Genomic DNA, 23,177 nt, shown 5'->3' on the forward strand with positions numbered 1-23,177 from the left:
TCCCATGGAAAACACCTGGCTCGCCCAAGCCAAGCGCTTGCAAGCATTGGCCTCCACGGGGCTGCACTTTTGCACCGATGACTTCGAACGCGAGCGCCTCGAAGAAATCGCCCAGATTGCCCACAGCATGCTCGCGCAGTTGGGCGAGGTGCCGCTGGAACGCATCAGCGGGTTGGTGCCGGATTTTGCCAAGCGCTATTCGACGCCGATGATTGATGTGCGCGGCGCGGTAATCGACGGCGACCGGATCCTGTTGGTGCGTGAACTGACAGATGGCTGTTGGGCGCTGCCCGGCGGTTATGCGGACATTGGCCTCTCGGCGGCTGAAAACATCATCAAGGAAATCCACGAAGAGGCCGGGCTGACCGTCACTGCCCGGGCGCTGTACAGCGTCACTCACAAGGCCAAAGGTTTGTACCGGCCGGATATCCGGGACTTCTACAAACTCTACTTTCTGTGCGAACGAGTGGATCAACGGGCGCCGATGGCCGGTTTCGAAACCACCGAAGTCGGGTTCTTCCGCCTCGACGAACTGCCACCGCTGTCCCGCGGCCGCACTATCGAAAGCGACCTTGAAGCCGCCTTTGCGTTTCATCGCGGGGAAACCACCCACACCCTGTTCGATTGAATAAGGGTGATCCAATTTGTATCACCGCTGCACCGCTTTCGCGCCTGACTGGGCACAAAGACCAATCCCGCCGGCATGTTCTGCCGCTTTTGCTATAAATACTGTGCAGTATGCACAGCCCCCACCGTGCGCCGGTCACTGGCCTGCACTTGGCACGACGGGTGCAACGGGCCTGCGTCACTCATTCAGGGAGAAAGGCACATGACGCAGAACGAACCGGGCAATGACTACCCTCTCAGCGAGGTGCCCATGCACGCCCGCAAGGGCCTGGCCTCCACCGCAATGGTGTTGTTGGGCTTTACCTTTTTTACCGCGACCATGTTCGCCGGCGGCAAGCTGGGGGTGGCCTTCAGCTTTACCCAGATGCTCGGCGTCGTGGCCCTGGGTAACCTGCTGTTGGGTATCTACGCCGCAGGCCTGGGTTACATCGCGTTCAAGAGCGGTTTGAATTCGGTGCTCATGGGGCGCTTCTGCTTCGGCGAAGTGGGCAGCAAGTTGAGCGACTTGATCCTCGGGTTCACCCAGATCGGCTGGTACGCCTGGGGCACCGCTACCGCCGCCGTGGTGCTGGGCAAGTATTTCGAATTGGGCCAGGGCAGCGTATTGGGACTGATGGTGCTGTTCGGCATGGTGTTCTGCGCGACGGCCTACGTGGGCTATCGCGGGTTGGAGATCCTGTCCTACATCGCCGTGCCGGCCATGGGCATCTTGCTGTTTCTGTCGATGTGGGTGGCCACGGTCAAGGTCGGCGGGCTGGACGGGCTGCTGGCGGTCGTGCCCACGGGTGAACTGGACTTGTCCACTGCGATCACGCTGGTGTTCGGCACCTTTGTCAGTGGCGCGACCCAGGCCACCAACTGGACGCGGTTCTCGCGCTCGGCCAAGGTCGCGGTACTGGCCAGCCTGATCGGCTTTTTTATCGGTAATGGCTTGATGGTGCTGATCGGTGCTTATGGCGCCATCGTCTACCAGCAACCAGACGTGGTCGAGGTGCTGCTGTTGCAAGGCTTTGCCATGGCCGCCATGGCAATGCTGCTGTTGAATATCTGGAGCACCCAGGACAACACCATCTACAACTTCGCCGTCGCCGGCTGCAACCTGCTGCGCACCAGACGGCGCAAAACGGTAACCCTGGTCGGTGCAGTCATCGGCACCGTGCTGGCGCTGCTGGGCATGTACGACATGCTGGTGCCCTACCTGATCCTGCTGGGCACGGTCATTCCGCCGATTGGTGGCGTGATCATGGCGGACTTCTTCTACCGCTATCGCGGCCAATACCCGCGCCTGGCCGAGACGCGTTTGCCGGCATTCAATTGGCCGGGGCTGATCGCCTACGCGGTGGGTACAGTGCTGGCGTTTCACTCACCCTGGGTGGCGCCGTTGGTGGGGATTGTCGCGGCGTCGCTGACCTACATCGTACTGACCAGTGTGCTGCGGGTGCGGGCACCTTTGGCTGACGCCCGGGCATGAGCCTGACGATCGCCGATGTGCTGGCCTTGCCCGGCCTGGAGTCGATGTGCCTGCGGGCCGGGGAAGCTGGCCTGCAGAACACCGTGCGCTGGCCCTATGTCGCAGAAAACAGCGGCATCGCCGAATGGGTGCTGGGCGGCGAGCTGGTGTTCGTCACTGGCATCAATCATCCACGGGATGAGGCCAACCTGCTGGTGTTGCTGGACGAAGCGTGTCAGCGCCAGGTGGCTGGCCTGGTGATCCTCACGGGCGCGGATTACATCCAGGAAATTCCCCAGCGCTTGCTGCAAGCGGCGCAAGAAGAGGGCATGCCGCTTATCGAACAGCCATATTCCTTGAAGATGGTCCTGGTAACCCAGGCTGTCGGTTCGGCGCTGATCCAGTCGCAACAGCTGGGGCGCTCGCGGCATGACGTACTGGAACGCCTGTTGGCTGGTGATTATCAATCCCTGGATTTGCTACTGCATCGCGCCGCGCAGTTGGGTATGCCGTTGGCCGGGCATTGGCAGCTCGTCCAATTGCAACTGGACGGCAGTGATGCCCTGTTTGCCCAGGCAGAGGCGCCCGTGGTCGAGGCGCAACTGGCACGTCAGCACGATGCGATTACTCGGCGTTTGCGCCAGTTTTCGGCGCAGCACCCCTCGCGCCTGCCGGTGCTGGGGCGCGCCGGGCAGTGGACGTTGCTGCTGCCTGCAATGGATGCGGGTGCCGCATTGGCCAACCGCCAGTTGTTGGCGGGTTGGTTAAAAGGGCTGAACCTGCGCCTGGCACCGTTGAAACTGTTTATCGGCCTAAGTGCTGCCGCACACCCGCCCGCTCGGCTGGCCCAGGCGTTGGATGAGGCACGCCAGGCGCTGGCCGCAGCACGACGATTCAGTGAGCGCGCCGGGTTGTGTGTCTACGACGAGTTGGGGGTGCTCAAGTTGCTCAGTGGCGTGCGAGATCGCGCCCTGCTCGACCAGTTTCTTAACGAACGCCTGGGGCCGCTGCTGCGCCACGACCTGCACCACGGCCCGAGCCTGATGCCTACCCTGCAAGCCTGGTTCCACGAGAATGGTAACCTTGTGGCCGCCGCGCAGCGGCTGGCGGTTCACCGCAACACCCTGACGCACCGCGTCCAGCGTATCGAGGCCCTGTGCGGGCTGAAGCTGGACAACTCTTATGACCGCCTGGACATCGGCATCGCGCTGATGATCTGGCGGCTGTCTGCCTGATTGTTTTTTGCCAAGAGGAACTTGCCCATGCACATCATCAACGCCCGCCTGCGCAACCGTGAAGGCCTGCATGATCTGCACCTGGAACACGGCCGGATCGCCAGCATCACCCCCCAAGGCGCAGCCCCCATAGCAGGCCCCGAAGACCTGGATGCCGCCGGCAACCTGGTAGTGCCGCCCTTTGTCGAACCGCACATCCACCTTGACGCAACGCTGACCGCCGGCGAGCCGCGCTGGAACATGAGCGGCACACTGTTTGAAGGCATCGAATGCTGGGGCGAACGCAAGGCCACCATCACCCTGGAAGACACCAAGGCCCGCGCCAAAAAAACCATCCAGACCCTGGCCGCCCATGGTATCCAGCATGTGCGTACCCATGTCGACGTCACCGACCCGGGTCTCACCGCGCTCAAGGCCATGCTCGAAGTGCGCGAGGACAGCGCCCACCTGATCGACCTGCAAATCGTCGCGTTCCCGCAGGAAGGTATCGAGTCCTACCGCAATGGCCGCGAACTGATGGAAGAAGCCATCCGTTTGGGCGCCGACGTGATCGGCGGTATCCCGCACTTTGAATACACCCGCGACCAAGGGGTGAGTTCGGTAAAGTTCCTGATGGACCTGGCCGAGCGCACCGGCTGCCTGGTGGACGTGCACTGCGACGAAACCGACGACCCGCATTCGCGTTTTCTCGAAGTGCTGGCCGAAGAAGCCCGCAGCCGCGACATGGGTGCCCGCGTGACCGCCAGCCACACCACGGCCATGGGTTCCTACGACAATGCCTACTGCGCCAAACTCTTCCGCCTGTTGGGGCATTCGGGCATCAGTTTTGTCTCCTGCCCGACGGAAAGTATTCACTTGCAGGGCCGCTTCGACAGCTTCCCGAAACGTCGGGGCGTAACCCGGGTGAACGAATTACTGGAGGCCGGCATGAACGTCTGTTTCGGCCAGGACTCCATCGTCGACCCTTGGTATCCGCTGGGTAATGGCAACATTTTGCGAGTGTTGGAAGCCGGTTTGCATATCTGCCATATGCTCGGCTACCGCAACCTGCAAAGTGCGCTGGACCTGGTGACCGACAACAGCGCCAAGGCCATGGCCCTGGGCGATCGTTATGGCCTGGAGCCGGGGCGCCCGGCGAACCTGCTGATCCTGTCTGCAGACAGCGACTACGAAGTGATTCGCAGCCAGGGCTTGCCGTTGTATTCGATTCGCGCAGGCAAGGTGCTGATGAAACGCCGGCCGGCGCAGGTGGAGTTTTTATAAACGCCGCGCCGTCCCGAACAGGCTGACGTGCAGCAACTCACCCGCTTGTGCGTGTAAGCGCACCGGCGCCGTACCGCCGGGCATCACCACCGCCACTTCCCCGGCAGCCACCCATCCTGCAGACCAGGCGGCGCACGCCACGGCACTAGCGCTGGTCCCGGAGGACGCTGTCGGCCCCTCGCCGCGCTCAAATACACGGGCGACAACACGATTGCCTGAATCCCGGGCCGCCCACTGCAGGTTCACCCCCGAAACACACGGTTGACCGGCCCCGGCAGGCGGCGCAAAAGCGATCGCCCTCAGCGGGTCGAACAACGCTGGCCGATGCATCTGCGCGTTGTCCGGCAACGCCGACGCATCCCGCACCAGCGTCACGCAATGAGGGTTGCCCACGCGCACAAACTGGCTGTAACTCCACTCGGGGTTGAGTGCAGCCAGCGTCGCAACATGGCTCACCTCGGTGCCTTCAAGCCAGACCACACCAACGCCAACCGCCCCCACCGCCGAAGGCCCCCATTCGGGACGCCCCAGCGCCAGCCAGAAGCCCTGCACCTCCTCGTACACTGCAGGCTCAACCCGTGTAACCACCGGAGACTGTGCATCCGCCTTGTCGTGATGCACCCGCAGGTCACAGGCTTGAGTCATCAATGCCTGGTCGGTCAACGACTGGGCAAAAATCGTCAGGCCATTGCCACTGCGCTCCGCCAAGGATCCATCGGTGTTGACGATCAGCAGGTCAAACGGCGGTTCGGCCTGGAACGGTCCCACCAGCAGACCATCACACCGATGAGCCTTGGCCTCGGACGGGCGCGGTTGCGAACCCCAACCGCACTCTGAAGCAATCGCCGCCAGTGCCCAGGCGCTCCGACTGTTTGCGGCCAAGGCGGCGCTGTCCGGCACCTCGATACCTTTACTGCGCAACAACGCCGGGCTGGTCACACCGTAAATATTGCCCCGCGCATCGTAGAAAACGCTCATTGCGCAGTTCGCATAAAGATCCGCACCACCTCTTCCAAGTGCTTGCGCATAGCCTGGCGCGCACCTTCCACGTCCCGCTGCTCCAGGGCATCGAGGATCTTGCGATGCTCGTCTTCCGAACGATGGGGCATGTCGTCCGAGGTGTAGTGCGCCTGCAACCGCTGGAACATGCTGCCGTATCGATGCCCCAGCAAGTGCGCAATCATCAGCGCATAGGCCGGATTGCCCGAGGCCTGGGCGATGCGAATGTGGAACAGGCGATCACCCGGATGCGTGTGGGAGCCTTCGCGGTTGTCCTGTACGTTGCGTTCGAACGCCTCGCGGATACCCGCCAACTCTTCATCGGTAGCGTGTTTGGCGGCCAGGGCAGCGGCTTCCGGCTCAATCAGGCGACGGGCTTGAAGCAAGGAAAACGGCGGGATTTCGGCATTGAAGTCGACGTGCAGATTGAGTTCCGGATCGAATTCTTTCCATTGGTCCCGGGTGGCTTGGGCCATCACCGGTTCCTGGCTGACTTTGGGCTGCACCGGTTCGCACACCAGCACGCCATTGCCCACGCGCACGTCCACCAGGCCGATCACTTCCAGGGCAATCATCGCTTCGCGCACAGAGGCGCGACTCACGCCCAACAGTTTGGCCAGCTCACGTTCGGCTGGCAGACGGCTGCCCGGCGGAAATTCTCCACTGTCGATCAACGCCCGTAGCTGGTCGGCAATCTGTCGATAAAGACGTTGGTTATCAATAACTTGAAATGGCATTTAGGGTCAGCTCGATTCATGCACGGCACGGTCCAAATGATCAACTCGCGAAAAAGCCGCTTGTTGACCGCGAGAACCCATGCTAAAAATTGGATCAATGGCCTGACCATTGGATCGTTTCCAGTGTGCTGATCATAGCAAACCCACCACGGTTCGCTATGCCGCAGAAGCAGGTGTTTTACGCCCTTAATGGCCTGACCATTGAGCCAATAATAACAATCTAGGGAGTCTGTCATGGACCTCACCGGTAAACGCGTGCTGATCACCGCCGCCGCCCAGGGCATTGGCCGCGCCAGCGTCGAAGCCTATCTGGCGGCTGGCGCCGAAGTGATTGCAGCCGATATCAATCAACAGGCGCTCGCTGACCTGCCGGGCGCGCAAACGGTAGTGCTGGACGTGACCGACGCCAGCGCCATCCAACGCCTCGCCGCCGAGGTCGGCCCGCTCGATGTGCTGTTCAATTGCGCAGGCGTGGTGCACGCCGGCACTATCCTTGAATGCCCGGAAAGCGACTGGGCGTTTGCCCTGGACCTCAACGTCACTGCCATGTACCGCATGATCCGCGCGTTTCTGCCGGGGATGCTGGCGGCGGGCGGCGGCTCGATTATCAACATGTCGTCGGTGGCCTCCAGCCTCAAGGGCGTGCCCAACCGCTTTGCCTACTGCGCCAGCAAGGCCGCCGTCATCGGCCTGACCAAATCCGTCGCGGCCGACTTCGTCACCCAGCGCATCCGCTGCAACGCCATCTGCCCCGGCACAGTGGAGTCGCCTTCGCTGCAGCAACGCATCGTCGAACAAGCCCGCCATGAAGGCCGTCAACAGGACGAGGTGTACGCCGCCTTCACTGCGCGCCAGCCGATGGGACGCCTGGGCACGCCCCAGGAAATCGCCCAGCTAGCGTTGTACCTTGGCTGCGATGCCAGCGCGTTTACCACCGGCACCACCCAGATTATTGACGGCGGCTGGAGCAACTGACCGCCCACTGCCTAACAAGAGGACTGCTCATGAAATTGCTGCGCTATGGTGAAAAAGGTCAGGAACGCCCGGCCCTGCTGGACGCTGATGGTCGTCTGCGTGACTTGTCTGCCCACATCAGCGATGTGGCAGGAGATGCTTTGCTGCCGCATACCCTCGCTCGCCTGCAAGCACTCGACCCTGCGAGCCTGCCCTTGGTACCGGGTAATCCGCGCTTGGGCGCCTGCGTCGGCCAAGTGGGAAAACTCATCTGCATCGGCCTGAACTACGCCGATCACGCCGCCGAAACAGGCGCGCCGATCCCCGACGAACCGATCATCTTCAACAAATGGACCAGCGCCATCGTCGGCCCCAATGACAATATCGAGATCCCGCGCCACTCCACCAAGACCGACTGGGAAGTCGAGCTGGGCGTGGTGATCGGCCAAGGCGGTCGCTACATCGAGGAAAGCCAGGCCATGCAACACGTGGCCGGTTACTGCGTGATCAACGACGTCTCCGAGCGCGAATTCCAGCTGGAACGCGGCGGCACCTGGGACAAGGGCAAAGGCTGCGACACCTTCGGCCCGCTGGGCCCGTGGCTGGTCAGCCGGGATGAAATCGCTGACCCGCACCAGCTGTCGATCTGGCTCGAAGTCGACGGCCACCGCTACCAAAACGGCAACACCCGCACGATGATTTTCCAGATCCCCAAGCTGATCAGCTACCTGAGCCAGTTCATGAGCCTGCAACCGGGGGATGTGATTTCCACCGGCACCCCGCCCGGTGTCGGCCTGGGCATCAAGCCGACGCCGGTCTACCTCAAGCCTGGGCAAAAAATCCGCCTGGGCATCGAAGGCCTTGGCGAACAGAACCAGACCACGGTCGACGCCTGACTAGAGCCAAGGAGCCGTTCATGACCACCATTACCGCGATTCGCGTCGAAGATATCCGCTTTCCTACGTCCCAGTCCCTGGACGGTTCCGATGCCATGAACCCGGACCCGGACTACTCGGCCGCCTACGTGATTTTGCAGACCGACAACCCGGCCCTTGAAGGCCACGGCCTGACCTTCACCATCGGCCGTGGCAACGAGATTTGCTGCGCGGCGATCCAGGCCATGCAGCCGCTGCTGGTGGGCCTGACCCTGGAATGGATCGCTGAAGACATGGGTCGTTTCTGGCGGCATGTCACCAGCGACAGCCAGTTGCGCTGGATCGGCCCGGACAAGGGCGCGATCCACCTGGCCACTGGGGCAATCGTCAACGCCGCGTGGGACCTGTGGGCCAAGGCTGAAGGAAAGCCCTTATGGCGCCTGGTGGCCGACATGAGCCCGGAACAGCTGGTGCGATGCATCGACTTCCGCTACATCACCGACTGCATCACCCCAAGCGAAGCCCTGGCCTTGCTGCGCCAGCGCGCCGAAGGCAAGGCCGAGCGCATGGCCGACCTGCAAGCCAATGGCTACCCCTGCTACACCACCTCCGCCGGCTGGCTTGGTTATGGCGACGAAAAGCTGCGCAGGCTGTGCCAGGAAGCGGTGGATGCCGGGTTCAACCACGTCAAACTCAAGGTCGGCCACGACTTGCAGGACGACCTGCGCCGCGTGCGCATCGCCCGTGAAGTGCTGGGGCCGGACCGTCAGTTGATGATCGATGCCAACCAGGTCTGGGAAGTCGACACCGCCATCGACTGGGTGCGCGAATTGGCATTTGCCAAGCCGTGGTTTATCGAGGAACCCACCAGCCCCGACGATATCGAGGGCCATCGCAAGATTCGCTTGGGTGTGGCGCCGGTCAAGGTCGCCACCGGCGAGATGTGCCAGAACCGGATCATCTTCAAGCAACTGATCATGCGTGAAGCCATCGATGTGGTGCAGATAGACGCCTGCCGCCTGGGCGGGGTCAACGAGGTGCTGGCGGTGATGCTGATGGCGGCCAAATATGGCCTGCCCGTTTGCCCACATGCCGGTGGCGTCGGGCTTTGCGAGTATGTGCAGCACCTGTCGATGATCGACTACCTGTGCATCGCCGGTACCCATGAAGGCCGGGTGATCGAGTATGTCGACCACCTGCACGAGCATTTCGAGGACCCTTGCGTGGTGCGCGGCGCGGCGTATCTGCCGCCGCAAGCCCCGGGCTTCTCGATCCAGATGAAAGCCGCGTCCCGGGAGCAATACCGCCACCGGCCGTGACCTGAAATGCATTTTTGAATGGACGGAGCACAATAATAATGTCGTCCCCATCACCTCTGAGGCTCGATGCGCACCAGCACTTCTGGCGCTACCGGCCCGCTGATTATCCGTGGATCGGTGCGGCTGAAGCCGACCTGCGGCGGGACTTTCTCCCACAGGATTTGCGGCCATTGCTCGATGCAGCCGGCCTGGATGGCTGCATTGCCGTGCAGGCTCGCGCCGGTGAACAAGAAACCGATGCGCTGCTGGACATGGCGCGGCAGCACCCGTGGATACTCGGCGTCGTCGGCTGGGTCGACCTGTGCGACCCAACCCTTGAACAACACCTGGAACAGTGGCGTGACGCACCGCGCCTCAAGGGCTTTCGGCATCAGATTCAGGATGAGCCTGCGCCTGCCAGCTTTATGGCTGACCCGGGGTTTGCCCGTGGCCTGCAGCACCTGCAGCAACAAGGCTACGTTTACGAAGTGCTGATCCGCTGCGCCGATCTCGACGCCGCCACAGCCCTGTGTCAGCGCCACGACCGTCATCACCTGGTACTCGATCACCTGGGCAAACCAGACATCGCCAACGGCCCAGCAGGTTGGGCCGAACACCTGGCGCCGCTGGCCGCCCTGCCCCACGTCAGCTGCAAGCTGTCGGGCCTGCTCACCGAAGCCGGTCCCGACCAACGCAACGCCCGTGCCCTGCGCCCTTATATCGAACTGGCACTGGAACTGTTCGGGGCCGAACGCCTGATGTTCGGCTCGGACTGGCCGGTGTGCCTGTTGGCCGGCGAATACCAGGGCACCTGCCAATTGCTGCAACAGACCCTCGGCTTACTGTCGCCCGTTGAACAGCAGGCGATCTGGGGCGGCACCGCCCAGCGGGTCTATCACCTTGAAGGAAACTGCCCATGAATCTGCATTTGCAGGACCGCGTGATCATCGTCACCGGCGGTGGCTCCGGGATTGGCGCCGCCATCTCCCTGGGGCTGATTGCCGAAGGCGCGATCCCGGTGATTTTCGGTCATCAACCGTTGTCGGCGGCTTTCGCGGCCGAGCTTGAACAGCAAGGTCAAAGCCACTTCATCCGCGTCGAACTGCGCGACGAAGACGCCTGCCGCGCGGCGGTCAACGACGTGTTGCAACGTTTCGGGCGCATCGACGGCCTGGTGAACAACGCCGGGGTCAACGACGGTGTAGGCCTGGAAGCAGGCCGTGCAGCCTTTGTCGAATCCCTGGAAAAGAACCTGATTCATTACTACCTGGTGACCCACCTGTGCCTCGACGCTCTCAAGGCCAGCCACGGGGCAATCGTGAATATCAGCTCCAAGACCGCCCTCACCGGCCAGGGCGGCACCAGCGGTTATACCGCGGCAAAAGGTGCGCAATTATCCCTGACCCGGGAATGGGCAGCCTCGTTGCTGGAATTCGGCATCCGGGTCAATGCCGTGGTGCCCGCAGAGGTCTTGACGCCGCTGTACCAGCGCTGGATCGACGGCTTCGACAACCCCAAAGCCAAGCTCGCCGCCATCGTCGAAAAAATCCCCTTGGGCAAACGAATGACTAGCCCTGAGGAAATCGCCGACAGCGTGCTGTTCCTGCTCTCACCCCGCGCTTCCCACACCACCGGGCAATGGTTGGTGGTGGACGGTGGCTACACCCACCTCGACCGGGCACTGACATGAGCGGCCAACGTTACTGCCTGGCCCTGGACCTGATCGACGATGCGGCATTGATCGCCGAGTACCAGCAGTTGCATCAACGCATCTGGCCCGCCGTGGCTGGGCATCTGCGCAGCCAGCACATCGCGCAAATGCAGATCTGGCGCCTGGGCACGCGGCTGTTCATGGTCATGGACACCACCGCGGGTTTCAGTTTCGAGGGGCTCGACCAGGCCGCCCGCGACAACCCTGAAGTGCAAGCCTGGGAAACCCTGATGTGGCGTTTCCAGGCGCCCACGCCATGGACCGACCCCGGGGGCAAATGGCAGCCCCTTACGCAGATTTTCAGCCTTACCGACCAACCTTGATACCCGCTGCATCGCACGCCTTGATCCCATAAAAACAACAGGAGAAGCGTCATGTTAAGCAAAGACACACACCTGCCAGGCACCCGCGCCGTGCCGACTTATCGTTGGGCACTGATGCTGGTGACCAGTCTGTTCTTCCTGTGGGGCTTGTCCTACGGTTTGCTGGACGTCCTGAACAAGCACTTCCAGGAAGTGTTGCACGTCAGCAAGGCCCAGTCCGGGCTGCTGCAAAGCGCGTATTTCGGCGCGTATTTCCTGATCGCCCTACCGGCGGGGTTGCTGATGGACCGCCATGGCTACAAGGCCGGGATCCTGCTGGGCCTGTGCCTGTATGCGGCGGGCGCGTTGCTGTTCATGCCGGCGGCAGCGGCGGCGAGTTTTCCGTTCTTCCTGTTCGCGCTGTTCGTCATCGCCTGCGGCCTGGGTTGCCTGGAAACCGCTGCCAACCCGTATGCCACCGTGCTGGGCGAACCTCAGGGCGCCGAGCGGCGGTTGAACCTGGCGCAATCGTTTAACGGCCTTGGCCAGTTCTTCGGCCCGCTGATTGGCGGCGCGATGTTTTTCAGCGCCAGCAGCACACCGGCCTCGGACATGAGTTCGTTACAAACCACCTATGTGGTGATTGCCGTTTTGGTGTTGCTGGTGGCGCTGTTGATCGCCCGCACGCCGTTGCCGGATTTGCGTGCCCAGGAGCAGGCACTGCAACCTGTGGCCGGCAAGGGCTTGTGGCAGTACCCGGAATTCGTCGGAGGGGTGATCACGCAGTTTTTCTACGTGGCGGCCCAGGTCGGGGTCGGTGCATTTTTCATCAACTATGTCACCGAGCACTGGGCGCAGATGGGCAATCAGCAAGCGGCCTACCTGCTGTCGATCGCGATGCTGGCCTTTATGTTCGGGCGTTTTTTCAGCACCTGGCTGATGGGACGGGTCAGCGCGCAGAAACTGCTGCTGATGTATGCGCTGATCAATATCGGGTTGTGCGCGCTGGTGGTGGTCGGGTTAGAGGGTATCTCGGTGATCGCGCTGATCGCGGTGTTCTTCTTCATGTCGATCATGTTCCCGACGCTGTTCGCCATGGGCGTGAAAAACCTTGGGCCGCACACCAAACGCGGCAGTTCGTTCATGATCATGGCGATTGTCGGCGGCGCGCTGATGCCCTACTTGATGGGTAAGGTGGCGGATAACAGCACGGTTGCGCTGGCTTACCTGTTGCCTATGGGGTGTTTCGTGATTGTGGCGGTGTATGCCCGTAGCCGTTTGCGCCATCCATAAAACAGTGAGTGAGAGGGTCGGCCTGGAAGGTGGTAATCCACCGCAAGAAGCCCGGGGTTCGCCAGTTCTTGCAGGGATTACGCACCTTCCAGACCACCTCGTACATCAAACCACTATTTGCCCTACAAGCTGGTAGTGGCCCAAAAGGGCAATAGCGTTCCATGGTCATGGAAAAAATGCAGACGACGGCAGGCACGCCAAGGGAACCTGGCTCGCTCGATACGGCCTGATGTGCAAGGATGTTGCGCTGCACATCGTTCGTTGAACGCAAAACCAAGGATTTGTCATGACCGCCATCAGCACCCCAGCGCCCGTGGTACCCGGGCGGCTGGAACAAATGTCGACCCGCATCGCGTTTTTTATCGCAGGTTTCGGCATCGCCGCCTGGGCCCCGCTGGTGCCGTATGCCAAGGCCCGCGCCCAACTCAATGAAGGCACCCTCGGCCTGTTGCTGCTGTGCCTGGGGGTGGGGTCGATGATCGCGATGCCGGTCGCTGGGGCCCTGGCCTCGCGCCACGGTATCCGGCGCGTGGCCACCGGCGGGACGATCCTGATTTGCCTGGGCCTGCCGATGCTGGCCACTGTCACCTCGATTCCGTTGCTGATGGCCGCGCTGTTTGTGTTCGGGGCCGGCCTGGGCACGGTGGACTCCACCGTCAACCTGCAAGCGGTGATGGTCGAACGCGCCAGCGGCAAGACCATGATGTCGGGCTTCCACGGGTTATTCAGCTTGGGCGGGATCGTCGGTGCGGCGGGTGTCAGCGGGCTGCTGGGGTTGGGCTGGTCGCCATTGCAGGCGACCTTTGCCGTCGTCGTCATTATCGCGCTGGCCTTGCTCAAGGCCGGGCCGCACTTGCTGCCCTATGGCAGTGAAAGCTCAGGGCCGGCGTTTGCCGTGCCCCATGGGGTGGTGCTGTTTATCGGCTGCCTGTGCTGCATCGTGTTTCTCGCCGAAGGCGCCGTGCTGGACTGGAGCGCGGTGTTTTTGAGTGCCGAGCGCGGCCTTGACGAAGCCTATGCAGGCCTTGGCTACGCCGCATTTGCCTTGACGATGACGGTCGGGCGCCTGACCGGCGACGGGATTGTTCGCCGCCTGGGCGCAACCCGGGTGATTGTATTCGGCGGCGCACTCGCGGCCGCCGGTATGTTGCTGGCCACGCTATTGCCTGCCTGGGAAACTGCCCTGCTGGGGTATGCACTGGTAGGTGCCGGGTGTTCGAACATCGTACCGGTGCTGTACACCGCCGTGGGCAAGCAGACCGTCATGCCGGAACACATTGCCGTGCCGGCCATCACCACGCTGGGTTACACCGGCATTCTCGCCGGCCCGGCGGTGATCGGCTTTATTGCCCACGGCAGCAGCCTGAGTACGGCCTTTGTACTCATCGCCGTGATGCTGATCGGCGTGGCGATCAGCGGCAAAATACTTCGGGTATGAGGCCTTACCGGGTTTTTTGAGTTCAAGCCAGCGATCGAGGGTTTTGCTACTGAGCCAGCCCTCCTGGTAATGGCTGCCAAAGATCCGCCGCCCGCTGCCATGGGCGGCTTGCAGGGATTGCAACAACCCGGGTCTGTCCACGATATTCTTCGCCAGATATACCTGCTGTTCATCGTACTTTTTGCGCGCCAGCCCCGTGGCGGGGTCGAGCACCGGTTCGCTCCGGCTGTCGAGTTCGTCCGGGTCTTTGCTCATGTTAACCAGCACCTCGATGTTGACGTAGCCGATGTGTTCAAAGAACCCCTTGCGGTCCCGGCTCCTGTCACGCAATTGGGTAAACATCGCCTTGAACACTTCAATGAGCTCGGCGTTGCTCTTGGCGTGGAAAGGATCCGGGCTGAACGCACCCGGGTCGCTGTTGCCGAACACCACACTCTGGGCCCTCGAAAGGCCTTCGCTGGTGATATTGCCGTCCTTGTCGGTGATCGCATCGATCAGCCGCGGGCGCTGCACAAGCGCCTTGGCCAGCAGGATGGCGCTATCGGCTTGCGGGTTTACGCCGAGCTTTTTGCCGGCGATTCGCTGCAGCGAGGACAGCATCAGCCCGTCACTTCTCATTGAGTTTTTTCAGCATGGGAAATTGGCTGCTCACCGCTTTCAACAACTCGCTGTCCGGAAAGTCAATGTAGGGGTTGGACCGCCGGGAGTGGTTGACAGCATCGTTCTGGAGCGGCAAATGGTTGAGCAAACTCCTCCAGTGATTTTCACCGCGCAACGGTGGCCTGTAACCGGAAGACCTAAAAGCCGTGGCGCCCGGTTGATGATTGGCTTGCCGGCAAGCATCAACCGGTTCATTTGAAGCCACCTGCGCGGTACGCACGCCCTCATCCGGTGTCACCTCAAATCGGCCCGTACCACCGGGCTGCAAGTAGCCTGACCCGCGATCAATTCTCATGATTCATCTCCACCAATTTTAGATCCACGCTTGCCTGGTCATCACATCGGTAACGGCCGTTTCGCTCGCGCGATTAACAAGCCAAAAGTGTGTGGTGCCCCGACGGCAATGGTTCCGCACTCGCGAAGCGTTCCCATGACAACATGTAAAAATCCCTGGATCAGTCAGGTTTCCGCGCCGCTGGACAGCTCGGTTTCTTCACCTGCCAAAGGCTTTTTATCGCACTGACCATAGACCCCACCACGCTGCAAAACTGGCGCACCGCAGAAGCTTGCGTGGCAGGCAACTGCCCGTGGGGCAACATGCCTTTGATGAAATCGTCAGCAGCGGGGACCTGAAACGTGTGCTGCCCGGTAAAGTTCTTCACGCGACGGGCTTCGGCACCCTCCACGCGGTTATTGCCCTTGGATACAGCGACGCTGCCCGGCGGCGCACCACAGGCAGGCTTGGGGCAGGCATTGGGGGGGCCAAACGAAATTGAGGCCATGTCTAAACCTTGGCGCAGGATATAGAAGCAGCAAATTCATCAACACGGTAAATCACGCCACGATGCAGTCGCGGCGTGATCAGGTCCAAACGGGTTTAGCGAGACAACCAGCGCAGGGCGTGCTTGCTGATTTTGCCGTTGGCGTGTCCGCTGCTACCCTTGTCCATTGCTTCCAACAGGCTGGAGCGCTGGGTGACTTCCCGTGCCAACTGGATGAGTTGGTCCTGCTTTGGGTTCCCCGACAAAGGCGCCGCGGCCAAGCGTCGCAGATCGCTGATACTGAAGGACTTTCTCCAGAAACCGCCCTTCAGGCCATTGAAGTCATTCAACATCTGTTCGGCGATCTGTTTGTCGCTCTGGTACTTCAACGGGTTGTCGGAGCTGAGTACGGCATCGAGGTCCTGCCGGGTGATTCGACCATCCAGGTTGCCGGTTCCACCGCTTCGATCAAAAGCTTGTATTACCTCGGGACGTCGCAGCAGTTCCCGGGCCAAAAGAATGTTCTGGTCATTGGCCTCGTTACCGGTCAACCGCTTGCCGGCCATGTCTTCCAGGCTTTGTTTCGTGACATGGGACCTGCCTGGCGCCTTGAATGCGTTGAAGTTGTCCTTGAGCAACTCCCCCAGTTGATCGTTGCTGCGCCTCGAATAATGTGGGTCCGGGCGGCCGTAGCCGGGCGAGGGCTTGGCAGGAGTCGGGCGGCAATACCCGGGCGTTGGCCGGGCGGGATCGGGCCGGCCATTGAACAGCGCCTTGATGCGGTCAAACAGTGCCTGCAACTGCCCCATCAGGCCGCCCGGAAGGCTGTTGGCGTTTGACGCAGTAGATGAACCGCGCGGCTCCATGGGGCTGTGCATCGGCGAGTTTGCGAACATCGGGCCGGTTTTATTCTCCGGCGCGCCGAAACTGACGGAGACCGATTCTTGCCCGGAAGGTGAGCGTGCCAGCGTCAACGTGACGGTATCAGCCGGGGGCTGCGCGGGATTATTGGGGGAATTGGCAACGGATTGATTGAGCACGGGTACCGACATCTGCATCTCCAGTTCGGCGTATTGACACGATTCACTCCCGGATCAAAGGCACCTCGGCGATGCAAGGTATCCCCTGGAAAGTGGGCACCTCCTTGTGTGGCGAACGGGTCGAATTCAGTTCCTGCAGACGCAGAAATCGCTCGAAAAAGAGTAGGAAGAAAGGCTGAGGCGAGAAGGCTTGCCCTCCTCGCCACATCGGTGTGCCGATGCCTGGGATCAGCTCACATCAACCACCCATCAAAATCCTACGCTGGCCTGCACGAAAAACGTGCGCGGCGCGCCCAGGTAAAGCCCCGCGTTGTTGTCGCTGGAGCGGGTGTAGTGCTCCTGGTTGAACACGTTTTTAACCCCTACGCCCAGCTTCAGGTTCGACAGTTGCGCGCCAAAGTCATATCCGCTGCGTACGTTGACCGAAACGTAGCCCGGGATATCACCGTATTGGCCATCGGCCGTGCCCTGGGTAACGTAAGTGGTGCCGGTGCCGGGCGCGCGCTGGCCGGACTGGGCGTAGACGTCCAGGTTGTGGGTCCAGTGGTTGATGTCGTAGCGCAGGCCTGCCGTCGCCACTTCACGGGAGTACAGCGGCAGGTCACGGCCCTTGAAGGCTACATCACCTTCCGAGGTGGCCTTGGTGTAGGTAAAGCCTGCGTTGGCGGTGAGACCGTCGAGGCGCGGGTCGAGGTTCGACAGGTCGTAATGGGCCGAGGTCTCGATCCCCTGGTGCTTGGTGGCGCCCAGGTTGGTCCAGCCCACATCGTTGCTGACGTATTGCAGTTCGTCGGTAAAGTCGATGTAGAACAGAGTGACCTCGGCGCCCCACACGTTGTTGTTGTAACGGGTGCCTATTTCATAGGTCTTGGCTTTTTCCGGGGTCAGGCCGTTGGCGGTCTGGTCACCGTTGCCACCCTGGATCACCTGGGCATATTGCTGGCTGCCGAAAGACGTTTCGTAGTTGGCGAACAGTTTCCAGGCATCCGACACGTGGTACATCACGCTCAGGGCCGGCAATGGCTCGTTGCTGTTGACCTTGCGGTTTTTCTCCAGCACACGCTGGCCATTCAAGGCGACGACCGGGCGATCATGCAGGTGCGTGTTGATCCGCTCAAAACGGATGCCCGGGGTAATCGTCCACTTGCCCACGTCGATCTTGTCATCGATGTAGAACGCATTGGCCTCGGTGCCGCCGGTGCGGTCCTGGTAGACGTGGCCGTCGTTCTGGCCAACCGGCGTCGGCACGTTGTTGACCAGTGCCAGGCTGCTGGCCTGCTCATGCATGCCCTCCTTGAGGTAGCGATAACCCACGCCCACTTCCTGGGTGGTGGGGCCCAGGTCGAATACCGTGGACACCCGTGGCTCGATGCCAAAGGTGTAGTAACTGCGCGGGTAGACACCCAGGGTCTTGAGGTCGCGGTTGGCGATGTGGCTGCCACGGAAGCTGTCGGTGTAGTACGTCAGCACTTCGGCCTGGGTGCGGTCGCTGATTTGGCGGATGTACTTGAAGGACACGTCCTTGCGGCGGCCCGTGAAGTCGTCCCAGTCACGCACCGACTGGTACGGGTTGGCGTTGAACTGCTTCTGGGTCAGGCCGCCCGGCATGTCGGCGGTGGCGTCGTAGTAGTGGAAGTTGAGGGAGAAATCGTCTTGGTCGGTCGGTGCCCAGTGAGTCTTCAACAGCACATCGTCAATGTCATTGGAATTGTTGCGGTCGCGGTAGCCGTCACCCTTGGTGCCCGAATACAACAGCGCTGCGCCAATGCCGTTGTCAGCGGTGCCACCAATAAAGGCGTTTTCGATGTGCTTCCAGCCGCCGTGGGCCGCAGTTTCCAGGGTGGTGCCGACTTCACCGGAGAATTTCTCGGGAATGGCGCGGGTCACAAAGTTGATTACACCGCCGACGTTTTGTGGCCCATAACGCACCGAACCGGCGCCGCGCACCACGTCAATGCTGTCCAGGTTGCCCGCGGAAATCGGCGCCATCGACAACTGTGGCTGGCCGTAAGGGGCAAACGCCGCCGGCACGCCATCGATCAGCACGGTGGAGCGCGGCGACAGGCGCGAGGTCAGGCCACGCACGCCGACGTTGAGCGACACATCACTGCCGCCCGTACCGTTGGCTTCCTGTACCTGCACACCCGGAACCCGGCGCAGCACGTCACCGACGTTCATCGCGCCCTGCTCCACCATGGCTTCGCGGCGCACTACAGTGCGCGCACCCGGGTGGTTTTGCACCACTTCGGCGTTCGCGTCACTCAGCCAGTCACCCACTACCTTAATGTCGGTAGCACCTAGTTCCAGCGGGGAACCTGCTTCGCCGGTGCCTTTGGTCAGTGGGTGCAAGGTCACGGAGCCCGCATCAATCTGGTAATCCAGGCCGCTGCCTTGCAGCAATTGGCGCAGGGCCTGTTCGGGCGACAGGTTGCCGTCCACGGCCGGGGCTTGTTTGCCGGCCACCATGTCGGGGCTGAAGAACACTTGCAGGGACGTTTGCTGGCCCAACTGGCTCAGGGCCGAACCCAAAGACTGGGCCTTGATATGAATGCCATCGTCGGCAAACGCCGAAGGCATCGCGGCGCTTACCGCCAATGCCAGCGCAAGAGGTGCCCAGCGGGATGATTTATTGTTTTTCACGGCGAGTTTTTTCACGTCGAACGGAGTCCTGTGATCGCAAGAGAGTGCGGCTGTTAATGCAAACCAGTTGCAGTTGCACAAGAAGACGAAGAACTCGGAAAAAACCTGAATCTATCGTGAAATTATTTCCTGGCTACCGTCAGGCAGGGTGCGCAAGGCCACCGGAAGGATGTGCGGCAAGGCCTTGAGCAAGGCGTCGGTGTCGGTGGACTTGAACACGCTGGTCAATCGCAGGTTGCTCACCGCCGGTGCACTGACCCGCAACGGTTGCTCGCGGTACCGCGAGACTTCCCGGGCCACTTCGCCGAGGGTGGCGTTGTTGAACACCAGTTTGCCAGTGCGCCAGGCGGTCAACTCTGCGGGGTTGACGGCGTAGGCCGTTGCCACCTGGCCCCGGGCATCCACATGAGTGCCGAGGCCGGCCGTGAGCATTACGATTTCATCCGGTGAGCGCCCTTGCACCTTGACCGTACCGGCCTCGACCACCACGCGGGTCTGGTCTTCATCGCGGCGCACATCAAAGCGCGTACCGGTAACCGTCACCTGCCCTGCCCCGGCCGCCACCACAAAGGGACGGCTGGCGTCGTGCTCGACGCTGAACATCGCCTCGCCCTGCTTGAGTTCGATGCCGCGCCGGCCTTTTTCGTAGTGCACCGCCACCACGCTGCGGCTGTTCAAATCCATCAGCGACCCGTCGGGCAATGCCACCTGCCGGCGCTCCCCCAGCGCCGTGCGGAACTCGGCGCTGTACGCCGCCGGATGGTCCAGGCCACTGAACAAACCCAGGCCCAAGGCCACCGCCAGCACACTCGCCGCCACCGCATACCGCAGCACGGGCCGGCGCTTTGCCCGTGGCGCGGGGGAATCACACAACGCCTGCAAGCGCGCCTTGGGCAACAGGTCGGTGGCGCTCCACACCCCTTGCAGCACATCAAATTCGTATTGGTGTTCGGCATGCTCGGCACGCCAGGCGTCAAAACGCTCGCGTTCTTCGGCGCTCAACGGGCTGTCCTGCACACGCACAAACCACTGCGCCGCCTCATCGCGGGCCGTGGCACTGCCGCAGGCACACTCACGGGTATCCATCATGGAAGATCCTGTTTCAAACCGGGCATTGGTCATGGGGCCATCGCGTCCAGGCGGTCACGTAGATGCCGCAGGGTGCGGATCATATACTTTTCCACCATGTTTTTAGACAGGCCCAGGCGCTCGGCGATTTCCTGTTGGGTCAGGCCTTCGATTTTCTGCCAGATAAAAATCTTGCGGCAATTGAGCGGCAGCTCGGCCAAGGCCCGCTCGATGGAGTCCGCCAGCTGGATCGCGTGCATGAAATGCTCCGGGTCGCCACTGTGCGGCGAACTCTGATCAAACGCTTCCAGGGCCATCGCCTCCCGACGGTCTTCGCGGCGATAAGCGTCAACCGCGATATTGCGCGCCGTTTGATGCAGGTAGGCGCGAGGTTGCGCAACGGTGGTGGACGTGGACTCAAGCACCCGCACAAAGGTGTCGTGGGCCAGGTCCTCGGCCTGCTGGCGGTTTCTCAGGCGGCGCGTCCAGGTTCCGATCAACTCTTCGTAGTGCTCGAAAAAGCCTGTTCTGCGGGGCGGCTGAGGAGTCATCGGGGGAGCACTGGGGAGGCGGGGCGTGAATAGTAATGCTTCCTATTAAGCAGGGCAATTGCTTCCCGTCGCCCGAGGCCAGGTGTGACCGGCTCCGCGCCTGCGGCAGGTGTGGAGTCAAGCGTTCAGATCCCGCTGAACCAGTTGTAGCCTTGGTCTTCCCAGTAGCCCCCGGGGTTGTCATTGCCAATGAAAACCTCGACCACATGCTTGGGGTTCTTGAAGCCCAGCTTGGTGGGCACGCGCACGCGCAGCGGATACCCATACTCCGCAGGCAGTGCAACTTCACCGTAGTCCAGCGCCAACAGGGTTTGCGGGTGGAGTGCGGTGGGCATGTCCAGGCTGGAGTAATAACGGTCGGCACACTTGAAGCCCACATACTTGGCGGTAGTGTCTGCGCCGATGTGTTCCAGAAAGGTCCTGAGCGGCACGCCGCCCCACTGCCCGATAGCGCTCCAGCCTTCCACGCAGACCAAGCGCGTGATGTCGGTTCGTTGCGGTAGCGTGCGCAACCCTTGCAGGGTCCAGGGTGCTTTGTCTCGAACCAGGCCAGACACGGCCAGCGAATAACTCGACAGATCGACTTCGGGTATGTCGTCCTCGCCGTAGAACGCGTTGAAGGGAAATGGCGTGGTCATTTGCGCCTTGCTGAAGGTCGGTGCCAGTGTCTGCCCACTGAACAGCCAGGCCTGGACCCGGTCGTTCCAGCGCGACATGGCCCATAACACTTTGTCTACCTGGTCGCCGTCCTGCAAATTGCAGCCGGTGAGCATTGCCATGGCGCCGACGGTCAGGCCGCCGCGCAAAAAGTGCCGACGCTGGATACTTTCCAGCTGAAGCTGCTGGGCGGGCTCGAGCCTGATGCGCTGAATCGTGGTTTTTTTGGGTTCATTCATGATCGAAGCTCCCCTTTTCAATTGGCCGTACGCCACCTGTGATCATGGGCAACAGGGTTTTCGGCACCAGCAGCACCAATACCAGGTGCACCACGACAAACGCGCCAATGGCCGCCATCGCTGCAAAATGTACGTAACGCGCGCTGTCATAGCCGCCAAGCAGCGCGACCAATTTCTGCAACTGGATCGGCTTCCAGATCGCTACGCCCGAAACCACCACCAACGCCCCGGCCGCCAGCACCACCCCATACATCAGGCGCTGTACCGCGTTGTAGACGCCCTTCTCATGGGCCAGGCGAAAATGCAGTGCATCGTTCAGGTCACGCTTGACCGCCTGGACGGTAACCGGCAGGAAATCACGCTGGAAATGGCGGCTGAACAGCCCGTAGAGCACGTAAACAAGGCCGTTGATCACCAACAGCCACATAAACGCAAAATGCCAGGCCAGCGAGCCGCCCAACCAGCCACCCACCGTCACCTGCACTGGAAACCTGAACGCAAACAGCGGGGACGCGTTATAGATCGCCCAACCGCTCATGAACATACACACCATGCACATGGCGTTCAGCCAATGGGTGAGGCGCACAGGCCAGGGATGGATTCGCTTTCGTTTCATGCTGCTCTCTCCTGCAACGGCGAGGCGGCGCCTGCGGGAACGAGGCCCGGGGGCCTCGCTGCCACAGTACCGACGTTTTACATAGGTGGCTGGAAGCCGTCCTTACCAACCGCAACCCCGCGTGCGCTGCCATCTTGTGCAGGGAACACCACAATTTTCGCGCCTTTTACCAACTCATCGGCCTTGCCAGGCTCGACGTAAGCAATGGGCACATCAGTGGGCACGACCAGCTGTTTCTCACCGCCTTTGTAATTGACGGTCAGTGTGCGGCCGCTGGCATTGGACAACTTGCCTACAGTGCCATTGGTCATGGTGCCCGTCGTGCCATCGGCATTTTGCCAACCGTAGTGGCCCTCACCGCTGCCCTTGAGGCTGGATTCGAACACGGTGACTTCCAGCGCCTTGAGCGTGCCGTCCGCTTGCGGCGTGGCGGCCGAACCCACAAAGCTATCGGCCTTGATTGAATCGATATCCGCCTTGGACACCCGGACAATGCCGGTCTTGTCGGTCAGGCCGATGGTTTGGTGGGCACCGGTGCGGGAGGTAAAGGTCAGGGTGTTGTTGTCGACACTTTCGACCACGCCGCGCAACGGCTTGATCACCGGCATATCCGCCGCGGCGGCAATCGCGGCAGCGCCCACCATGAATAAACCAAACGTGGTGGACAGAGCACTCTTGAGCTTCATGTTGGGGATTCCTCACTGGTTTAAGTGGGTTCATCTTCCAACCCCAACCGGGCCATCACGATGACCTGCAGATGACA

General features: G+C 61.5%; 24 protein-coding genes. 13 read left to right on the plus strand and 11 right to left on the minus strand.

Going from position 1 to position 23,177, the window contains the following annotated elements; all coding sequences use genetic code 11:
* Nucleotides 1-4 precede the first annotated feature (4 nt).
* The 4 genes from RGV33_RS20985 to codA all read left to right on the plus strand — a co-directional run bounded on the left by RGV33_RS20985 (nt 5) and on the right by codA (nt 4,575).
* On the plus strand, nt 5-628 hold the full coding sequence (locus RGV33_RS20985; RefSeq protein WP_322145936.1) for an NUDIX hydrolase: 624 nt from the start codon (nt 5-7) through the stop codon (nt 626-628).
* A gap of 201 nt (nt 629-829) precedes the next feature.
* Nucleotides 830-2,098, plus strand: coding sequence for a cytosine permease (codB, locus tag RGV33_RS20990; protein ID WP_322145937.1), 1,269 nt, complete (start codon nt 830-832; stop codon nt 2,096-2,098).
* On the plus strand, nt 2,095-3,312 hold the full coding sequence (locus tag RGV33_RS20995; RefSeq protein ID WP_322145938.1) for a PucR family transcriptional regulator: 1,218 nt from the start codon (nt 2,095-2,097) through the stop codon (nt 3,310-3,312). Before codB ends, RGV33_RS20995 begins: the two co-directional genes overlap by 4 nt.
* Before the next feature lie 27 nt (nt 3,313-3,339).
* On the plus strand, nt 3,340-4,575 hold the full coding sequence (codA, locus tag RGV33_RS21000; protein ID WP_322145939.1) for a cytosine deaminase: 1,236 nt from the start codon (nt 3,340-3,342) through the stop codon (nt 4,573-4,575).
* Here the strand turns inward: codA and RGV33_RS21005 are convergent.
* Together RGV33_RS21005 and RGV33_RS21010 are read right to left on the minus strand one after the other, a co-directional pair.
* Complete coding sequence (locus RGV33_RS21005) at nt 4,570-5,553, minus strand: diaminopimelate epimerase (RefSeq protein ID WP_322145940.1); 984 nt, start codon at nt 5,551-5,553, stop codon at nt 4,570-4,572. The genes codA and RGV33_RS21005 overlap by 6 nt on opposite strands.
* Nucleotides 5,550-6,311 carry a FadR/GntR family transcriptional regulator gene (locus RGV33_RS21010; protein ID WP_076016736.1) on the minus strand — a complete coding sequence of 254 codons (762 nt, stop codon included), beginning with the start codon at nt 6,309-6,311 and terminating at the stop codon, nt 5,550-5,552. The genes RGV33_RS21005 and RGV33_RS21010 overlap by 4 nt, the downstream gene beginning before the upstream one ends.
* A gap of 234 nt (nt 6,312-6,545) precedes the next feature.
* On the opposite strand from RGV33_RS21010, the gene RGV33_RS21015 reads away from it, so the two are divergent.
* The 9 genes from RGV33_RS21015 (at nt 6,546) to RGV33_RS21055 (ending at nt 14,803) form a co-directional block, all read left to right on the plus strand.
* Entirely contained in the window at nt 6,546-7,286 is a 741-nt protein-coding gene (locus RGV33_RS21015; protein ID WP_322145941.1) for an SDR family oxidoreductase, read from the plus strand.
* A 29-nt stretch (nt 7,287-7,315) separates the two neighbouring features.
* Nucleotides 7,316-8,161, plus strand: coding sequence for an ureidoglycolate lyase (locus tag RGV33_RS21020; RefSeq protein ID WP_322145942.1), 846 nt, complete (start codon nt 7,316-7,318; stop codon nt 8,159-8,161).
* A gap of 20 nt (nt 8,162-8,181) precedes the next feature.
* Nucleotides 8,182-9,459, plus strand: a complete 1,278-nt coding sequence (locus RGV33_RS21025) for an L-fuconate dehydratase (RefSeq protein WP_322145943.1) — start codon at nt 8,182-8,184, stop codon at nt 9,457-9,459.
* Nucleotides 9,460-9,497: 38 nt separating this feature from the next.
* A complete protein-coding gene (locus tag RGV33_RS21030) occupies nt 9,498-10,358 on the plus strand; it encodes an amidohydrolase family protein (RefSeq protein WP_322145944.1) in 861 nt (286 codons plus the stop codon).
* Nucleotides 10,355-11,128 carry an SDR family oxidoreductase gene (locus RGV33_RS21035; protein ID WP_322145945.1) on the plus strand — a complete coding sequence of 258 codons (774 nt, stop codon included), beginning with the start codon at nt 10,355-10,357 and terminating at the stop codon, nt 11,126-11,128. The genes RGV33_RS21030 and RGV33_RS21035 overlap by 4 nt, the downstream gene beginning before the upstream one ends.
* Entirely contained in the window at nt 11,125-11,472 is a 348-nt protein-coding gene (locus RGV33_RS21040) for an L-rhamnose mutarotase (RefSeq protein WP_322145946.1), read from the plus strand. Before RGV33_RS21035 ends, RGV33_RS21040 begins: the two co-directional genes overlap by 4 nt.
* 51 nt (nt 11,473-11,523) lie before the next feature.
* The gene (locus RGV33_RS21045) at nt 11,524-12,744 is read left to right on the plus strand and encodes a sugar MFS transporter (protein WP_322145947.1); all 1,221 of its coding nucleotides are present in this window, start codon (nt 11,524-11,526) and stop codon (nt 12,742-12,744) included.
* Nucleotides 12,745-13,030: 286 nt separating this feature from the next.
* Nucleotides 13,031-14,182 (plus strand): MFS transporter, encoded by a 1,152-nt coding sequence (locus RGV33_RS21050; protein WP_322145948.1) that lies wholly within the window; start codon nt 13,031-13,033, stop codon nt 14,180-14,182.
* 69 nt (nt 14,183-14,251) lie between these two features.
* Nucleotides 14,252-14,803 (plus strand): hypothetical protein, encoded by a 552-nt coding sequence (locus RGV33_RS21055; protein ID WP_322145949.1) that lies wholly within the window; start codon nt 14,252-14,254, stop codon nt 14,801-14,803.
* Here RGV33_RS21055 and RGV33_RS21060 read toward each other — a convergent pair.
* The 9 genes from RGV33_RS21060 to RGV33_RS21100 form a co-directional block, all read right to left on the minus strand.
* Complete coding sequence (locus tag RGV33_RS21060; protein ID WP_322145950.1) at nt 14,790-15,137, minus strand: hypothetical protein; 348 nt, start codon at nt 15,135-15,137, stop codon at nt 14,790-14,792. The two genes, RGV33_RS21055 and RGV33_RS21060, sit on opposite strands and share 14 nt — an antisense overlap.
* A 160-nt stretch (nt 15,138-15,297) precedes the next feature.
* Nucleotides 15,298-15,624: a hypothetical protein gene (locus tag RGV33_RS21065; protein WP_322145951.1), complete on the minus strand. Its 327-nt coding sequence runs from the start codon at nt 15,622-15,624 to the stop codon at nt 15,298-15,300.
* Nucleotides 15,625-15,719: 95 nt separating this feature from the next.
* Nucleotides 15,720-16,655: a type III secretion protein gene (locus RGV33_RS21070; RefSeq protein WP_322145952.1), complete on the minus strand. Its 936-nt coding sequence runs from the start codon at nt 16,653-16,655 to the stop codon at nt 15,720-15,722.
* A gap of 237 nt (nt 16,656-16,892) precedes the next feature.
* Entirely contained in the window at nt 16,893-19,298 is a 2,406-nt protein-coding gene (locus RGV33_RS21075) for a TonB-dependent siderophore receptor (protein ID WP_322145953.1), read from the minus strand.
* 96 nt (nt 19,299-19,394) lie between these two features.
* Nucleotides 19,395-20,369: a FecR family protein gene (locus RGV33_RS21080; RefSeq protein ID WP_322148714.1), complete on the minus strand. Its 975-nt coding sequence runs from the start codon at nt 20,367-20,369 to the stop codon at nt 19,395-19,397.
* Between the two features lie 32 nt (nt 20,370-20,401).
* The gene (locus RGV33_RS21085; protein ID WP_322145954.1) at nt 20,402-20,902 is read right to left on the minus strand and encodes a sigma-70 family RNA polymerase sigma factor; all 501 of its coding nucleotides are present in this window, start codon (nt 20,900-20,902) and stop codon (nt 20,402-20,404) included.
* Between the two features lie 125 nt (nt 20,903-21,027).
* The gene (locus RGV33_RS21090; protein WP_322145955.1) at nt 21,028-21,798 is read right to left on the minus strand and encodes a molybdopterin-dependent oxidoreductase; all 771 of its coding nucleotides are present in this window, start codon (nt 21,796-21,798) and stop codon (nt 21,028-21,030) included.
* Complete coding sequence (locus RGV33_RS21095; RefSeq protein WP_322145956.1) at nt 21,791-22,414, minus strand: cytochrome b/b6 domain-containing protein; 624 nt, start codon at nt 22,412-22,414, stop codon at nt 21,791-21,793. Before RGV33_RS21095 ends, RGV33_RS21090 begins: the two co-directional genes overlap by 8 nt.
* A gap of 77 nt (nt 22,415-22,491) precedes the next feature.
* Nucleotides 22,492-23,100: a hypothetical protein gene (locus tag RGV33_RS21100; protein ID WP_322145957.1), complete on the minus strand. Its 609-nt coding sequence runs from the start codon at nt 23,098-23,100 to the stop codon at nt 22,492-22,494.
* Nucleotides 23,101-23,177 lie beyond the last annotated feature (77 nt).

It is taken from the genome of Pseudomonas sp. Bout1 (assembly GCF_034314165.1).
Classification (GTDB): Bacteria; Pseudomonadota; Gammaproteobacteria; order Pseudomonadales; family Pseudomonadaceae; genus Aquipseudomonas.

What these genes read in the sequence shown, in the direction of transcription:
- RGV33_RS20985 (WP_322145936.1), top strand. Translation starts at nt 5, where the DNA reads ATGGAAAACACCTGGCTCGCCCAAGCCAAGCGCTTGCAAGCATTGGCC.
- codB (WP_322145937.1), top strand. Translation starts at nt 830, where the DNA reads ATGACGCAGAACGAACCGGGCAATGACTACCCTCTCAGCGAGGTGCCC.
- RGV33_RS20995 (WP_322145938.1), top strand. Translation starts at nt 2,095, where the DNA reads ATGAGCCTGACGATCGCCGATGTGCTGGCCTTGCCCGGCCTGGAGTCG.
- codA (WP_322145939.1), top strand. Translation starts at nt 3,340, where the DNA reads ATGCACATCATCAACGCCCGCCTGCGCAACCGTGAAGGCCTGCATGAT.
- RGV33_RS21005 (WP_322145940.1), bottom strand. Translation starts at nt 5,553, where the DNA reads ATGAGCGTTTTCTACGATGCGCGGGGCAATATTTACGGTGTGACCAGC.
- RGV33_RS21010 (WP_076016736.1), bottom strand. Translation starts at nt 6,311, where the DNA reads ATGCCATTTCAAGTTATTGATAACCAACGTCTTTATCGACAGATTGCC.
- RGV33_RS21015 (WP_322145941.1), top strand. Translation starts at nt 6,546, where the DNA reads ATGGACCTCACCGGTAAACGCGTGCTGATCACCGCCGCCGCCCAGGGC.
- RGV33_RS21020 (WP_322145942.1), top strand. Translation starts at nt 7,316, where the DNA reads ATGAAATTGCTGCGCTATGGTGAAAAAGGTCAGGAACGCCCGGCCCTG.
- RGV33_RS21025 (WP_322145943.1), top strand. Translation starts at nt 8,182, where the DNA reads ATGACCACCATTACCGCGATTCGCGTCGAAGATATCCGCTTTCCTACG.
- RGV33_RS21030 (WP_322145944.1), top strand. Translation starts at nt 9,498, where the DNA reads ATGTCGTCCCCATCACCTCTGAGGCTCGATGCGCACCAGCACTTCTGG.
- RGV33_RS21035 (WP_322145945.1), top strand. Translation starts at nt 10,355, where the DNA reads ATGAATCTGCATTTGCAGGACCGCGTGATCATCGTCACCGGCGGTGGC.
- RGV33_RS21040 (WP_322145946.1), top strand. Translation starts at nt 11,125, where the DNA reads ATGAGCGGCCAACGTTACTGCCTGGCCCTGGACCTGATCGACGATGCG.
- RGV33_RS21045 (WP_322145947.1), top strand. Translation starts at nt 11,524, where the DNA reads ATGTTAAGCAAAGACACACACCTGCCAGGCACCCGCGCCGTGCCGACT.
- RGV33_RS21050 (WP_322145948.1), top strand. Translation starts at nt 13,031, where the DNA reads ATGACCGCCATCAGCACCCCAGCGCCCGTGGTACCCGGGCGGCTGGAA.
- RGV33_RS21055 (WP_322145949.1), top strand. Translation starts at nt 14,252, where the DNA reads ATGGCTGCCAAAGATCCGCCGCCCGCTGCCATGGGCGGCTTGCAGGGA.
- RGV33_RS21060 (WP_322145950.1), bottom strand. Translation starts at nt 15,137, where the DNA reads ATGAGAATTGATCGCGGGTCAGGCTACTTGCAGCCCGGTGGTACGGGC.
- RGV33_RS21065 (WP_322145951.1), bottom strand. Translation starts at nt 15,624, where the DNA reads ATGGCCTCAATTTCGTTTGGCCCCCCCAATGCCTGCCCCAAGCCTGCC.
- RGV33_RS21070 (WP_322145952.1), bottom strand. Translation starts at nt 16,655, where the DNA reads ATGTCGGTACCCGTGCTCAATCAATCCGTTGCCAATTCCCCCAATAAT.
- RGV33_RS21080 (WP_322148714.1), bottom strand. Translation starts at nt 20,369, where the DNA reads ATGGATACCCGTGAGTGTGCCTGCGGCAGTGCCACGGCCCGCGATGAG.
- RGV33_RS21085 (WP_322145954.1), bottom strand. Translation starts at nt 20,902, where the DNA reads ATGACTCCTCAGCCGCCCCGCAGAACAGGCTTTTTCGAGCACTACGAA.
- RGV33_RS21090 (WP_322145955.1), bottom strand. Translation starts at nt 21,798, where the DNA reads ATGAATGAACCCAAAAAAACCACGATTCAGCGCATCAGGCTCGAGCCC.
- RGV33_RS21095 (WP_322145956.1), bottom strand. Translation starts at nt 22,414, where the DNA reads ATGAAACGAAAGCGAATCCATCCCTGGCCTGTGCGCCTCACCCATTGG.
- RGV33_RS21100 (WP_322145957.1), bottom strand. Translation starts at nt 23,100, where the DNA reads ATGAAGCTCAAGAGTGCTCTGTCCACCACGTTTGGTTTATTCATGGTG.